Source organism: Microvirga guangxiensis, from assembly GCF_900102135.1.
Classification (GTDB): Bacteria; Pseudomonadota; Alphaproteobacteria; order Rhizobiales; family Beijerinckiaceae; genus Microvirga; species Microvirga guangxiensis.
This window is the reverse complement of the sequence record NZ_FMVJ01000007.1, coordinates 1-13,188: the sequence shown is the minus strand read 5'-3', so window position 1 is coordinate 13,188 and position 13,188 is coordinate 1. Positions and strand designations below refer to the sequence as shown.

Below are 13,188 nucleotides of genomic sequence, written 5' to 3'. Positions count from 1 at the left end.
GATCAACTGTGCTCATGGCGAAAGCAAGGAGAAATGTCCGGCAGCTGAAGGCAATCCCCGGTTCGTGATGTCGCGGCAGACAGGCGGAAGGAAGTATTCCACACCCAAGGATGTTCTTCAGAACACACAATCCTTTTTAAAGAACAATTCAGTTGACATAGAGAACGCGATCCCCCATGTGTGATATCCACTCATGAGACGACCTCAAAGCGACCCTATGAACGCCCCTCTCGGATATTTTGGCGACCAGCCGACCCAGCGCCTCATCCCGGCTGAGCCGATCGTGCGCCTGGAAAAGATCTCCAAGACTTTTCCAGGCCGGGACGGCCAGCCCGTCACAGCTCTGCAGGAGATCGACCTTGCCGTACCGCAAGGCTCCATCCTCGGCGTAATCGGCCGTTCGGGCGCTGGCAAGTCCACCCTGATTCGCCTCGTGAATGGGTTGGAGAAGCCCTCCTCCGGCAAGGTGATCGTGGATGGCGCGAACATCGCGGCCCTGCCTGAATCGGCCTTGCGCCATGCCCGCCGCTCCATCGGCATGATCTTCCAGCATTTCAACCTGCTCTCCTCCCGCACGGCGGCGGAGAACATTGCCCTGCCGCTCGAGGTCGCCGGCTACGACAAGGCTGAGATCAAGGCGCGGGTTGAGGAACTCCTCGCTCTCGTCGGCCTGACCGACAAGCGCAACCGTTATCCGTCCGAGCTGTCCGGCGGTCAGAAGCAGCGTGTCGGCATTGCCCGCGCGCTTGCGACCAAGCCGAAAGTGCTCCTATCGGATGAGGCGACCTCGGCGCTCGATCCCGAAACGACCCGTTCCATTCTCGACCTCCTCTCCAAGATCAACGACGAGCTTGGCCTCACGATCCTGCTCATCACCCATGAGATGGCGGTGATCCGCAACATTGCCCGTGAAGTCGCTGTGATCGAAGGCGGGCGCATCGTCGAGCAAGGTGACGTGTTCGAGGTGTTCACGCGCCCGCACCATGAAGTGACGCGCTCGTTCCTCGGCGACGAAGCGGGCCGCGTTCTGCCGCCTTACGTGCAGAGCCGATTGACGCATGAGCCCTCGCCGAACAGCCAGACGGTGATCCGCATCGGCTTTCGCGGGCCGCATGCAACGGACCCGGTTCTCGCGAAGCTAGCGCGCGAGCAAGGGATCGAGGCCAACATCCTCTCAGGTGCGGTGGATGAGATCGCAGGTCGTCCCTTCGGCACGCTCGTCGTGAGCGTGCCGGAAAACGCATCGCTGAAAACCCTCGACTTCCTGAATAAACACGGTCTCGACACGGAGGTCCTCGGCCATGTCGCCTGAGATGATCCGCCTCATCGCCAATTCCACTGGCGAGACGCTCTACATGGTCGCCGTCTCGGCGCTCATCGCCACTCTGTTCGGTCTTCCGCTCGGCGTGTTCCTCGCCACCAGCGGCAAGGGCGAGCTGTTCGCGGCACCATGGGTGAACCGCATTCTCGGCGTGGTCGTCAATGCCACGCGCTCGACGCCGTTCATCATTCTCGTCGTCGCGATCATTCCCTTCACCCGCCTGATCGCGGGCACGTCCATCGGCACCAACGCGGCCATCGTGCCGCTGACGATTGCGGCGGCTCCTTTCATTGCGCGCCTCATCGAGGGCGCTATCCGCGAGGTGGATCAGGGTCTCGTGGAAGCAGCGCGCGCTTTCGGCGCAACGCCGCTTCAGATCGTGCTGAAGGTTCTGATCCCCGAGGCCCTGCCCGGCATCGTGCTGGGGCTCACGCTCGCCATCGTGTCTCTGCTCGGCTTCTCGGCCATGGTGGGCGCGGTCGGCGGCGGCGGTCTGGGCGATCTCGGCATCCGCTACGGATACCAGCGCTTCATGCCTGAAATGATGCTTGCCGTCGTCGTGGTGCTCATCGTGCTCGTGCAGGCCGTGCAGAGCATCGGCGACCGCCTTGCCCGACATCTCAACAAGCGCATCCGTCACGGTTGATCTCGCCTCTCAGGACCCCGCACAAGGAGCCCCCGCATGTCCCTGAAGAAACTGGGCCTCATCGCCCTTCTTTCCCTCGCTACCCTGCCCGCCGCTGCACAGACACAGGTTGTCCGCATCGGCGCCACGCCGGGTCCGCATGCGCAAATCCTTGAAGCTGTGAAGCCCATCGCAGCCAAGAAAGGACTCGACATCAAGATCATCGAGTTCTCCGACTACGTGGTTCCGAATGCAGCCCTCGCATCGGGCGATATCGAGGCAAACTCATTCCAGAACCAGCCCTACCTCGACAATCAGGTGGCCGATCGTGGCTTCAAGATTGAAAGCGTCGGCCTCACCGTGAACTTCCCGATCGGGGTCTATTCCAAGAAGCACAAGAGCCTCGAGGCCCTGCCGAACGGTGCGACGATCTCGATTCCGAACGATCCCACCAATGGTGGCCGCGCGCTTCTGCTGCTCCAGGACAAGGGCCTGATCAAGCTGAAGGACAATGTCGGCTTCAAGCCCACTCCCATCGACGTCACGGACAACCCGAAGAAGATCAAGTTCGTCGAGATCGAGGCCGCTCAAGGACCGCGCGTGCTCGATGACGTGGATGCAGGGATCATCAACACCAACTATGCAACGGCAGGCGGCCTCGACCCGGTAAAGGGCCCTATCGCTCGCGAAAATCCGAAGGGGCCTTATGTAAACCTCATCGCCGTGCGCTCCGAGGACAAGGACAAGCCGTGGGTCAAGGCGCTTCTCGAATCCTACCACTCGCCGGAAGTAAAGAAGTTCGTGGAAGAGCAGTTCAAGGGCTCTGTTCTCACGAGCTGGTAAAGCACGTCTTTTCTCTCAGATAGTGCCGGGCCTCGCGCCCGGCATTTTGCACTCTCACAGGATGCATCCCCGGATCCATCCAAGTCGTTCAGAACCTTATGTAAGGAGTCTCTCATGTCCCTGAAGAACCTGGGCCTCGCGGCCCTCCTCGCGCTCGCAGCCCTGCCCGCTGCCGCGCAGACGCAAACGATCCGCATCGGCGTGACGCCTGGCCCGCACGCACAGATCCTCGAAGCGGTGAAGCCGATCGCGGCTCAAAAGGGCCTTGATCTGAAGATCGTCGAATTCTCCGATTACGTGGTGCCGAACGAGGCTCTTTCCTCGGGAGAGCTGGAGGCCAATTCCTTCCAGCATCAGCCTTACCTGGACAACCAGAAGGAAGCCCGCGGCTACAAGATCGACACCGTCGCGCAGACCGTGAACTTCCCGATCGGCGTCTACTCCAAGAAGCACAAGGCGTTCGACGCGCTGCCGAACGGCGCGAGCGTCGCGATCCCGAACGATCCGACCAATGGAGGCCGTGCGCTTCTGCTGCTCCAGGACAAGGGTCTGCTGAAGCTGAAGGACGGCGTGGGCTTCAAGCCGACGATCCTCGACATCACGGCGAACACCAAGAACCTGAAGTTCACCGAGATCGACGCAGCCCAGGCTCCGCGCGTGCTCGACGACGTCGATGCCGCCGTCATCAACACCAACTACGCCACGCAGGCTGGCCTCGACCCAGTGAAGGATGCGCTGACCCGCGAGAACCCCAAGGGGCCCTACGTGAACATCCTCGCCGTGCGTACCGCCGACAAGGACAAGCCGTGGGTGAAGGCCCTCGTCGAATCCTACCACACGCCCGAGGTGAAGAAGTTCGTGGAAGAAAAGTTCAAAGGCGCCGTGCTGACGAGCTGGTAAGCCACCTGAAGACTTTTTGGAAAGGCCGGGCCATGTGCCCGGCCTTTTTCGTTGAGCTGTGAACAGGGTGCAAGCAAAGCCACCTTGACAAGGAAGCCGGCTAAGCTCCCTCATGTCGCTGTCACCATCAACAAGCCGGACCGAGAGATGTTCGGCACGATAGGAGGAAAGCCCCATGCGCCATTTGCTAGCTGGCGTCGCTCTCGCCGCCACGCTCTGCGCCGCACCTCTCGCGGCTCAGGCTCAGGAACAGCTCACGGTTTATTGCTCGATCTTGGAAGAGCAGTGCCGCGTCGGCGTCGCAGCCTTCGAGAAGTCATCCGGTATCAAGGTTACGATGGTGCGCAAGAGCACCGGCGAAACCCTGGCGCAGATCCGCGCCGAAGCCTCCAACCCGCGTGCCGACGTGTGGTGGGGCGGCCCCGGCGATTCCCACATTCAAGCTGCGGAGGAAGGGCTCACAGTCGCCTACAAATCGCCCATGCTGCCGGAGCTGTATGATTGGGCGCAGCGCTTCTCCGAGCAATCGGGGAACCGGGCCACCGGCACCTATCTCGGCGCGCTGGGCATCGGATACAACACAGAGGTTCTCAAGAGCCGGGGCTTGGCGGAGCCGAAATGCTGGGCCGATCTGCTCGATCCCAAATACAAGGACGAAGTGCAGGTCTCCGACCCGAACTCCTCGGGTACGGCTTATGTCTTCCTGGCATCGCTCGTACAGTTGATGGGAGAGGACAAGGCCTTCGACTACATGAAGGCGCTGCACAAGAACATCAATCAATACACCAAGTCGGGCGCAGCACCCGTGAAGGCGACCGCCCTGGGTGAAACCGCCATCGGCATCGCCTTCATGCACGACATGGTGACCATGATCGCCGACGGCGCTCCCGTGAAGACCGTCGCACCCTGCGAGGGCACAGGCTACGAGACAGGCTCCGTCTCCGTCGTCAACGGGAAGAACCAGGATGCAGCGAAGAAGTTCGTCGACTGGGCTCTCACGGCGGAAGCGCAGAAGCTGGTGGGCGCGGACCTGAAGATCTATTCGATCCCGTCCAACAAGAACGCTCCGATCTCGCCCAGCGCACCGAAGCTCTCCGAGATGAAGCTGATCAACTACGACACGGTGAAGTACGGCTCGGTTGCAGAGCGTACACGCCTGCTGAAGAAATGGGACACCGAGGTAAAATCCGCGCCGAAATAAGAAGTCCGGACGATTTCCGTCTCATTCGAAGGCCGGGTGCATGCCCGGCCTTTTCGCTGAACCCGTCTCCATCGTGGCGCCGCAATCTGCCGCTTATTTCTGGCGGGGCTCCTTCAGCCGGTTACCGGCCTCCGCCCAATGACCTGCCCTCTTCGACGTGACCGCATCGAGCAACGTCCAGGCGGCATTGCGTACCTCGTCCTGCACGCTGAGATCGCGGTCCAACTCCTCATGGCTGGTGGCATAGGGTTTCCAGTAGCCGATATAGCGGTCGAGTTCGGCGAGGTTGCCGGCGGGAGCGAGATCCATCGCTCGCAGCCAGTCCGACAGGCTGCGCCGCACGCCGTCGGCTCCCTCTGCATCGCCATGCACGATCACCGAGAACAGGCGGCCAGAGAGGTGCTTGGGATAATCCCACCCCTTCAGCTCAAGCTCCTTGGCTTCCTCCACCGTCTTGCCATGGGTCGATGTGGGATCGGGATTGCCGCCATCGGCACAGACAAGGCGGTCCATCATTAACTTCAGGGGAGACGAGACCTGATACCAGTTCACGGGCGTGACGATCATGACACCGTGCGCCTCCACCCATTTGGGATAGATCTCGTTCATCCAATCATGCGTCTGCCCGAGGGAATAATTCGGATAACAGGAGCACGGCCAATGGCAGAGCGCAGCCGCTGTCGAGAAACAGGACTTACATGGATGGATATGACGTCCGTATTCCGACGTCAGCCGGCTGAGCTCCAGGATCTCAACCTGTGTATTCTCTCCGCTGGCGAGAACCTGGCTTGCAATCTCGATGAGACGATAGCTCTTGGACATCTCGCCGGGACATGTGTGCTCACTGCGGGATGAGGCTGCAATCAACAGAAAACGCGCGGGACCATTGGCATCCTCATGCCGCTTTTGCGCCTGATCGATTGCTTCTCTGGCTGCGATCCACTCGACCGAAAGATCGTAGCTCGGATCGGCAAAGCCTGGCCCCGCCTTGCGGGTCTTCGGGCTCTTGCGATGGTGACTATAGGCGTCCCAGGCCGCATCCGCGACGCGCTGCAGTTCCTGGGCCAATGGCTCGAAAGCAGGATCCTCGAACTGCTGTAGAAAGCGGCGGCGAAACTCGCCCTCATCGAGGGTCGGATCGGGTGTGCCGGTTCTGGCTTCCGGAATGGACAAAGGGCACTCCCGTTCTTACATCATGCCGATGCTAAGCTAGGGAACGCGGCCTCCGATGCACCGGTTCCGGCGTGCATCCCTGTAATGGTTTGTCTATCCGACCGCCCACCCTACCTCTGTCTCGCAGCCTTTCATCCCTTTTCAGGAGCTATTTGATGCCAAGCGTCCCTTCCTTTCGCCTGAACGATGGAAACTCGATGCCCCAACTCGGCTATGGAGTCTGGCGCGTGTCGAACGAGGAAGCCGTCTCCTGCGTGACCGAAGCCCTCCAGGCAGGTTACCGCTCCATCGATACGGCAGCGATCTATGAAAACGAGGAAGGTGTCGGTCAGGCGATTGCCGCATCCAATGTGCCGCGCAGCGAGCTCTTCATCACCACCAAGCTCTGGAACGACAAGCGCAGCTACGATGGAGCGCTGGTGGCTTTCGACGAAAGCCTGAAGCGGCTGCAGCTCGATTATGTCGACCTCTATCTCATCCACTGGCCCGGAACCAGCGGAGAAGGGTATGTCGATGCGTGGCGCGCGCTGGCTCGCCTGAAGGAAGAGGGACGCGTGAAATCCATCGGCGTTTCGAACTTCATGGTTCCGCATCTTCAGCGCCTGATCGACACGACGGGAGTCGTTCCTGTCCTGAACCAGATCGAACTGCATCCGCGCTTCCAGCAGACGGAACTGCGTCGGTTCCATGCGCAGCATGACATCGCAACGGAGTGCTGGGGCCCACTCGGCCAGGGCAGCCTCGTCACGGATGAGACGCTCGCCGCCATCGGACGGAAATATGGAAAGACCCCTGCCCAGGTGATCCTGCGCTGGCACCTCGACAGCGGCTTTATCGTCATTCCGAAATCGATCAATCCAACGCGCATCCGCGAAAACATCGACGTGTTCGATTTCACCTTGGACGCGGACGACATGCGCATCATCGAAACGATGAACGACAAGAGCGGCCGCGTCGGCCCCGACCCTTCTGTCTTCGGCTGACAAAATGCAACGATTACAAGCGGCCCTTCACCGGGCCGCTTGCCGTCTGAAACTGATGATAGATCGCCTCTGCGATCGGCAAAAGTTGGGTGCGGTCGGCTCTGGCCGAGACGACGTAGGACAACCCGTTGTCAATCCATGAAAAGGCCGAGATGCCGTCCTGCATCTCGAAGCGAAATGCGGTCTCCTTCTCCTCCAAACTGGACCGAGCGAAAAGCGTGAGGCGGTTGCCGCCTTCGTTCTCGTACATGAAGAGCGCAGCCGCCTCGCTGCCGGACGGGAGAAGCCTTCCTCCGATAAGACGATAGCCCTGCGCATTGAGATCGGGGGCCTTCAACGGCTTCCCGACACGTCGTGACAGCCATTGCACGAGATGAGCCTCTTGCTCGCCCGGCACTTCGACAGGATGCAGCCGCTCGCTCACATAAAGCCGGTGAGCCGTAATGGCGCTGTCGGCAACGGCCATTTGCGAGGAGGAGCGCTCACTCCACCAGGCACCGCCCGCCGCGCCAAGAATGCCTCCCAGCACCAGCCACGCCAGTGCCGCAGCAACGCCCTTCATTTTAAAGAGCGCCGGACGCTTCCGGGCAGAGATGAGATTGGCAACGCGCAAGCGCGCCGGAATCGGCTCCTGCATCTTGAAGGCGAGACGCGCGCGCAAGGCTTCACGTTGCGCCATCTCTCGCTCGACCCGTTGCGCCACTCCCGGATTGGAAGAGAGATAGTCTTTGACGGTCTCAAGACGTGCCGCTTCAAGCCGGCCATCGGCATAAGCCTGCAGGTCATCCTCACCGATGGGTCTCGCACCCGTCACTTCACACTCCTCAAAACGGCAGTGCGGCCGTTTTCCATGAACTCCCTCAAGCGTCCGCGCGCACGACTGAGGCGGGACATCACCGTGCCGAGCGGAACATCCAGGACCTGTGCAGCCTGCTCATAGGACAGATCCTCGACCCCGATCAGAAGAAGCACCGAGCGTTGCTCCTCCGGCAAGGAATCGAGCCCAGCCAGGATATCGCGCAAGCCCGCGCGACTCTCCGGATTATCCGCGTTGGACGAATTCTCCAGCGCTTCGACTCCGACCTGAACGCCATGGGTTTTGCGCTTTCTCAAGGCGTTCAGAAACAGGTTGCGCTGGATGGCGAAGAGCCATGCCCTCAGATCGCCGTCGCGGTGGCGCTGGCTCCAATGGCGGATCGCCCGCTCCAGCGTGTCCTGGACGAGATCGTCCGCGGCCTCATCATCGCGCAACAGCGCCCAGGCATAGCGTCGCAAGCCTGGGATCTGCGGCTCGAGAAGGGAAGCGATCTCGTCCAATGTCAAACTCTCACAACCTCGTCCCCATCAAAGATGAGGCGCATGAGCGTGGCAATGACTATGGAGTGGCAATGTGCCAGACATTGTTGACACCGTCGCCCGTCACCTCACCGGGCTTGGTGTCCTTGACCCAGAGATAAAGCGGCTTGCCTTTATACGCCCACTGCTTCGAGCCATCGTCACGGGTGACAATCGTCCAATCGCCGGAAGCGGAAGCTCCTGCTGCTGCGATGAGCGGCGGCCAGTTCTGAGCGCATTGGCCATTGCAGTTGGACTTGCCCGCTGCATCACGGTCGAAGGTGTAGAGCACCATGCCCTTGGCATCGACAAGGGCCTTGCCCTTGCTGGTGTCGGCCACCTTTGCAGGAGTTGCCGTCTGAGCGAGCGCTCCTGTGGCAGCCAGAAGAACGCCGGCGAGAAGAGCGGAACCGAAAAACAGCTTCATGTGTGTCCTCCTGAAAGGTCGTGATGACCTATTCTTCAAGACACTCCCAGCCATGGATTATTCCGTGAGCCCGGATGTTTTCTCACCGGCCTGTGGGGTTGAACCCGCCACTCTCGTCGATGGGTTCACGCAGCTCGATCCTGTGACGGCCATTGTCGCGGATCTGCGCCGTGCGGTATCGCCCATCGAGTTCATCCTGCGGTTCCTGGAGCACCTCCACGCCTGTCTTGCGAAGGCGCTCGATCTCGGCGTCCACATCGCTCACGAACAGGCTGACGACCGGATGCCGCGTGGCTTCCATACGGCTCGTGGCAGGAGGTTCGCCAGCCGCCGGCAGGGTACGATCGACCTCCTCCAGTTCGAGGAGAAAACCGCCCTGCTCCAGAACCGCCGTGCGCCCCTGAACGAAATTCTGCTCGGCTATCAACCGGAACCCCAGCTTGTCCTGATACCAGCGAACGCTCTCGTCGAAATCGGGCGTTCGGATCGCGGTGGAGCTTGGTTGTGTGGCTTCTGCAGATTGGGCGGCGGCGAAGGAGCAGCCCGCGAGCAAAGCGGCCGGGGCGAGCAGGATGGCAGAACCGACCAGGATGCCGAACCGCAGTTTCAAGAGCGATGAGGGGCATTCTCTCACGGGCTATCCTTGTCGTCCGCCGGAACTTAGCCGTCTTATCTCATGAACGTTTAGCAGCCCGGATCGTTCTTGGGTCTTCTGAGCTTCAGCAGCAGAGCAGCCAATTGCTCAGCCTCCTTCTCGGATAGCTTGCCGCCGATATGGCGATTGATGGCAGGGCCGTAGACTCCCCACATGCGCCGCTGGAGCAAGCGCCCTTCCTCCGTGATCTCGACCAGCTGCCGCCGCTTGTCTCCAGGAAAGGGAATGCGTTTGACGAGCCCCTCTCCCTCCATACGGTCGAGAAGGCGCGAGAGATTGTATTGCTCAAAAAGCGCTGCGTTCTCGATTTCCCGAGGAGACGAACGCCCATCGGGCTGCTTCTTCAGGTGCAGAAGCACATCGTACCAAGGCAGGGACGGAAAGCCGGACGCCTTCAGCTCTGCCTCGATCCCACCCGCGACTTCCTTTCCGGCCTGGATCAGACAGACCCAGGCATCGGTGACCGCCTCCGATGGTTCCTGCACATTTTGCGCCACGGCAAAGCCTTCCCTGTTTCTATGCAATTGCATCATATTTGACATTTCCATGCAAGTGCATATTCATATTAATGCATCTGCATGGAGTTTTCCGATGTCACAGACTTCCTCAACCGCCCATGGCGTCTTCCTGCTTCGCGTCTCGCTCGGCGTCATGTTCATCGCTCACAGCTTGGTCCTGAAGCTCATGACCTTTACCCTTGCGGGCACGGCGCAATACTTCGAGTCTCTCGGCCTGCCGGCCTTCCTCGCTTACGCCACGTTCTTCGCCGAGCTCATCGGCGGCATCATGCTGGTTCTCGGCGTCCAGAGCCGTTGGGTCGCGCTGGCCCTCCTGCCGGTGCTGGCCGGGGCTGCCTGGGTCCACATCGGCAATGGCTGGCTCTTCTCCGCCCCCGGGGGCGGCTGGGAATACCCGTTGTACCTGATCGTCCTTTCTGTGGCACAAGCCCTTCTCGGCGATGGCGCTTACGCGCTCAAGCCGTCATCCCGCCTTCCGCTTCTCTCCGCTCCGGCCTCGCTGAAGCCCGCAGCCTAAATCTCGACAAAAAGGATCAGACCCATGAAGCTCTACTATACCCCAGGCGCTTGCTCGCTCGCTCCCCACATCGTCGCCCGCGAGGCAGGCCTCAGCCTCGACCTCGTGAAGGTCGACCTCTCGAAGCACCTCACGGAGGCTGGCGAGAACTTCCGCTCCATCAACCCGAAGGGCTACGTGCCTGCCGTGGCCCTGAACGATGGCTCGCTGCTTACGGAAGCCGCTGCGATCATCCAGTACCTCGCGGACCAGAAAGCCGATGCCGGCCTCGCGCCCGCCAACGGCACCATGGAGCGCTATCGCCTGATCGAATGGATCACGTTCATCAGCTCCGAGATTCACAAAGGCTTCGCTCCGCTCTGGAACCCTACGACGCCCGACAGCGTGAAGGCTGCCACGAAGGAGCGCCTCGCCAGCCGCTTCGCTTATCTCGATGAGACGCTGGCCAAGCAGCCCTTCCTGATGGGCGAGACCTTTACGATCGCTGACGCCTATCTCTTCACGGTCGTGAACTGGACCAACTTCCACGCCATCGACATCTCGTCCTTCAAGAACCTCACCGCCTTCCAGGCCCGCGTAGCCGCACGCCCGAAGGTGCAGGAAGCGCTTGCAGCAGAGGGCCTGCTGAAGCAGGCGGCGTAAACGTTCATTGCTGCAAAACGAAAAAGGCCCCGGAGAAATCCGGGGCCTTCTTTATTGGTCGCTTGAGCGGAGGACTTAGAAGTCCATGCCGCCCATGCCGCCCATGCCGCCGCCGGGCATGGCCGGAGCGCCGTTGTCGCGCTTCGGAGCGTCGGCGACCATGGCTTCCGTCGTGACGAGGAGACCGGCCACGGAGGCTGCGTCCTGCAGAGCGGTGCGGACGACCTTTGCGGGGTCGACGATACCGGCCTGGAGCATGTCCACGAACTCTTCGGTCTGAGCGTTGAAGCCGAAGGTGTCGGACTTGTTCTCCGAGATCTTGCCGACAACGATCGAGCCTTCCACGCCGGCGTTCTCGGCGATCTGGCGGATCGGAGCCTCGAGAGCGCGAAGGACGATGTTGATACCGGCCTTCACGTCAGCGTTGTCGCTAGAGAGCTTGGCAACCGCAGCCTTGGCGCGGAGCAGAGCCGTGCCGCCGCCGGGGACGATGCCTTCTTCCACCGCAGCGCGGGTGGCGTTCAGAGCGTCGTCGACGCGGTCCTTCTTCTCCTTCACCTCGACTTCGGTCGCGCCGCCGACGCGGATCACCGCGACGCCGCCTGCGAGCTTGGCGAGACGCTCCTGGAGCTTCTCACGGTCGTAGTCCGAGGTGGTCTCCTCGATCTGCGCCTTGATCTGGCTAACGCGAGCCTCGATGTCTTCCTTCTTGCCAGCGCCGTCGATGATCGTGGTGTTCTCCTTGTCGATGCGGACGCGCTTGGCGCGGCCGAGCATCGGGAGCGACACGTTCTCGAGCTTGATGCCGAGGTCTTCGGAGATCGTCTGGCCGGCGGTGAGGACGGCGATGTCCTCGAGCATGGCCTTGCGGCGGTCGCCGAAGCCCGGAGCCTTCACGGCGGCGATCTTCAAGCCGCCACGCAGCTTGTTGACGACGAGGGTGGCGAGTGCCTCACCTTCCACGTCCTCGGCGATGATGAGCAGCGGCTTGCCGGTCTGCACAACGGCCTCAAGGATCGGCAGCATGGTTTGCAGCGAGGAGAGCTTCTTCTCGTGGATGAGGATGTAGGGATCCTCGAGCTCGGCAACCATCTTCTCGGCATTCGTGATGAAGTACGGCGAGAGATAGCCGCGGTCGAACTGCATGCCTTCCACGACGTCGAGCTCGGTTTCGGCGGTCTTGGCTTCCTCGACGGTGATAACACCCTCGTTGCCGACCTTCTGCATGGCATGGGCGATCATCTCGCCGATGTCCTTGTCGCCGTTGGCGGAAATCGTGCCGACCTGGGCGACCTCATCCGACGACTTCACCTTCTTGGCGCGAGCCTGGATGTCCTTGATGGCCTCGGAGGTAGCGAGGTCGATGCCGCGCTTCAGGTCCATCGGGTTCATGCCGGCGGCAACAGCCTTGGCGCCCTCGCGGACGATGGACTGGGCAAGGACGGTTGCCGTCGTGGTGCCGTCACCGGCGATGTCGTTGGTCTTCGAGGCCACTTCGCGCACCATCTGGGCGCCCATGTTCTCGAAACGGTCAGCGAGTTCGATTTCCTTCGCAACCGACACACCGTCCTTCGTGATGCGCGGAGCGCCGAAGGACTTTTCGATCACGACGTTGCGGCCCTTGGGGCCGAGGGTCACCTTCACCGCATCGGCGAGGATATCGACGCCGCGCAGCATCTTATCGCGGGCTTCGGTAGAAAACTTAACGTCTTTGGCAGCCATAGGCTTAGCCTCCAGTTAAATTGGAAATCTGTGATGGGTCGAAGGCTTGATTAGCCGACGATGCCCATGATGTCGGATTCCTTCATGATCAGGAGATCCTGACCGTCGATACGCACCTCGGTGCCGGACCACTTGCCGAACAGGACGCGGTCGCCGGCCTTCACATCGAGAGCAACGACCTTGCCGCTCTCATCGCGGGCGCCAGCGCCGACGGCGACGACTTCGCCCTCTTGCGGCTTTTCCTTGGCGGTATCCGGGATGATGATGCCGCCGGCCGTCTTCTCTTCGGCCTCGATGCGGCGGACGACGACGCGGTCGTGCAGCGG

General features: G+C 61.2%; 16 protein-coding genes. 8 read left to right on the top strand and 8 right to left on the bottom strand.

Annotated features, from left to right (window positions below; genetic code table 11):
• Positions 1–217: 217 nt before the first annotated feature.
• The 5 genes from BLP10_RS12990 (at position 218) to BLP10_RS12970 (ending at position 4,890) form a co-directional block, all read left to right on the top strand.
• Positions 218–1,312, top strand: coding sequence for a methionine ABC transporter ATP-binding protein (locus BLP10_RS12990; protein ID WP_091135145.1), 1,095 nt, complete (start codon positions 218–220; stop codon positions 1,310–1,312).
• Positions 1,302–1,967: a methionine ABC transporter permease gene (locus tag BLP10_RS12985; protein ID WP_091135143.1), complete on the top strand. Its 666-nt coding sequence runs from the start codon at positions 1,302–1,304 to the stop codon at positions 1,965–1,967. Before BLP10_RS12990 ends, BLP10_RS12985 begins: the two co-directional genes overlap by 11 nt.
• Positions 1,968–2,003: 36 nt before the next feature.
• Entirely contained in the window at positions 2,004–2,789 is a 786-nt protein-coding gene (locus tag BLP10_RS12980; RefSeq protein WP_091135141.1) for a MetQ/NlpA family ABC transporter substrate-binding protein, read from the top strand.
• A gap of 114 nt (positions 2,790–2,903) precedes the next feature.
• The gene (locus BLP10_RS12975) at positions 2,904–3,689 is read left to right on the top strand and encodes a MetQ/NlpA family ABC transporter substrate-binding protein (protein ID WP_091135139.1); all 786 of its coding nucleotides are present in this window, start codon (positions 2,904–2,906) and stop codon (positions 3,687–3,689) included.
• 175 nt (positions 3,690–3,864) lie between these two features.
• Positions 3,865–4,890, top strand: coding sequence for an ABC transporter substrate-binding protein (locus BLP10_RS12970; protein ID WP_091135137.1), 1,026 nt, complete (start codon positions 3,865–3,867; stop codon positions 4,888–4,890).
• Positions 4,891–4,983: 93 nt separating this feature from the next.
• Here BLP10_RS12970 and BLP10_RS12965 read toward each other — a convergent pair whose 3' ends face one another.
• Positions 4,984–6,063 (bottom strand): flavodoxin family protein, encoded by a 1,080-nt coding sequence (locus BLP10_RS12965; protein WP_091135135.1) that lies wholly within the window; start codon positions 6,061–6,063, stop codon positions 4,984–4,986.
• Between the two features lie 155 nt (positions 6,064–6,218).
• Here BLP10_RS12965 and BLP10_RS12960 point away from each other — a divergent pair, with 155 nt between their 5' ends.
• A complete protein-coding gene (locus BLP10_RS12960) occupies positions 6,219–7,046 on the top strand; it encodes an aldo/keto reductase (protein ID WP_091135133.1) in 828 nt (275 codons plus the stop codon).
• A 13-nt stretch (positions 7,047–7,059) separates the two neighbouring features.
• On the opposite strand, the gene BLP10_RS12955 is transcribed toward BLP10_RS12960, so the two are convergent.
• From BLP10_RS12955 to BLP10_RS12935, 5 genes are all read right to left on the bottom strand, one after another.
• Complete coding sequence (locus tag BLP10_RS12955) at positions 7,060–7,860, bottom strand: anti-sigma factor family protein (RefSeq protein ID WP_091135130.1); 801 nt, start codon at positions 7,858–7,860, stop codon at positions 7,060–7,062.
• On the bottom strand, positions 7,857–8,363 hold the full coding sequence (locus BLP10_RS12950) for an RNA polymerase sigma factor (RefSeq protein ID WP_091135128.1): 507 nt from the start codon (positions 8,361–8,363) through the stop codon (positions 7,857–7,859). Before BLP10_RS12950 ends, BLP10_RS12955 begins: the two co-directional genes overlap by 4 nt.
• 58 nt (positions 8,364–8,421) lie before the next feature.
• Positions 8,422–8,808: a COG4315 family predicted lipoprotein gene (locus BLP10_RS12945; RefSeq protein ID WP_091135126.1), complete on the bottom strand. Its 387-nt coding sequence runs from the start codon at positions 8,806–8,808 to the stop codon at positions 8,422–8,424.
• Positions 8,809–8,890: 82 nt separating this feature from the next.
• Positions 8,891–9,442 (bottom strand): VOC family protein, encoded by a 552-nt coding sequence (locus tag BLP10_RS12940; protein WP_091135125.1) that lies wholly within the window; start codon positions 9,440–9,442, stop codon positions 8,891–8,893.
• Between the two features lie 50 nt (positions 9,443–9,492).
• Positions 9,493–9,996 (bottom strand): MarR family winged helix-turn-helix transcriptional regulator, encoded by a 504-nt coding sequence (locus BLP10_RS12935; RefSeq protein WP_425286955.1) that lies wholly within the window; start codon positions 9,994–9,996, stop codon positions 9,493–9,495.
• A 58-nt stretch (positions 9,997–10,054) separates the two neighbouring features.
• Between BLP10_RS12935 and BLP10_RS12930 the strand changes: the two genes are divergently transcribed.
• Together BLP10_RS12930 and gstA are read left to right on the top strand one after the other, a co-directional pair.
• Positions 10,055–10,498: a DoxX family protein gene (locus BLP10_RS12930; protein WP_091135120.1), complete on the top strand. Its 444-nt coding sequence runs from the start codon at positions 10,055–10,057 to the stop codon at positions 10,496–10,498.
• A gap of 24 nt (positions 10,499–10,522) precedes the next feature.
• Positions 10,523–11,140 carry a glutathione transferase GstA gene (gstA, locus tag BLP10_RS12925; RefSeq protein ID WP_091135118.1) on the top strand — a complete coding sequence of 206 codons (618 nt, stop codon included), beginning with the start codon at positions 10,523–10,525 and terminating at the stop codon, positions 11,138–11,140.
• A 75-nt stretch (positions 11,141–11,215) separates the two neighbouring features.
• Here gstA and groL read toward each other — a convergent pair whose 3' ends face one another.
• Positions 11,216–12,862 carry a chaperonin GroEL gene (groL, locus tag BLP10_RS12920; protein ID WP_091135115.1) on the bottom strand — a complete coding sequence of 549 codons (1,647 nt, stop codon included), beginning with the start codon at positions 12,860–12,862 and terminating at the stop codon, positions 11,216–11,218.
• Positions 12,863–12,912: 50 nt separating this feature from the next.
• Positions 12,913–13,188: co-chaperone GroES (groES, locus tag BLP10_RS12915; protein ID WP_139165495.1), on the bottom strand; the 276-nt coding region annotated here is incomplete at its 5' end.

Excerpts from the sequence above, each read along its gene's own strand:
- BLP10_RS12975 (WP_091135139.1), top strand. The coding sequence starts at position 2,904 with ATGTCCCTGAAGAACCTGGGCCTCGCGGCCCTCCTCGCGCTCGCAGCC.
- BLP10_RS12960 (WP_091135133.1), top strand. The coding sequence starts at position 6,219 with ATGCCAAGCGTCCCTTCCTTTCGCCTGAACGATGGAAACTCGATGCCC.
- BLP10_RS12985 (WP_091135143.1), top strand. The coding sequence starts at position 1,302 with ATGTCGCCTGAGATGATCCGCCTCATCGCCAATTCCACTGGCGAGACG.
- BLP10_RS12980 (WP_091135141.1), top strand. The coding sequence starts at position 2,004 with ATGTCCCTGAAGAAACTGGGCCTCATCGCCCTTCTTTCCCTCGCTACC.
- BLP10_RS12930 (WP_091135120.1), top strand. The coding sequence starts at position 10,055 with ATGTCACAGACTTCCTCAACCGCCCATGGCGTCTTCCTGCTTCGCGTC.
- BLP10_RS12935 (WP_425286955.1), bottom strand. The coding sequence starts at position 9,996 with ATGATGCAATTGCATAGAAACAGGGAAGGCTTTGCCGTGGCGCAAAAT.
- BLP10_RS12945 (WP_091135126.1), bottom strand. The coding sequence starts at position 8,808 with ATGAAGCTGTTTTTCGGTTCCGCTCTTCTCGCCGGCGTTCTTCTGGCT.
- BLP10_RS12970 (WP_091135137.1), top strand. The coding sequence starts at position 3,865 with ATGCGCCATTTGCTAGCTGGCGTCGCTCTCGCCGCCACGCTCTGCGCC.
- BLP10_RS12990 (WP_091135145.1), top strand. The coding sequence starts at position 218 with ATGAACGCCCCTCTCGGATATTTTGGCGACCAGCCGACCCAGCGCCTC.
- gstA (WP_091135118.1), top strand. The coding sequence starts at position 10,523 with ATGAAGCTCTACTATACCCCAGGCGCTTGCTCGCTCGCTCCCCACATC.
- groL (WP_091135115.1), bottom strand. The coding sequence starts at position 12,862 with ATGGCTGCCAAAGACGTTAAGTTTTCTACCGAAGCCCGCGATAAGATG.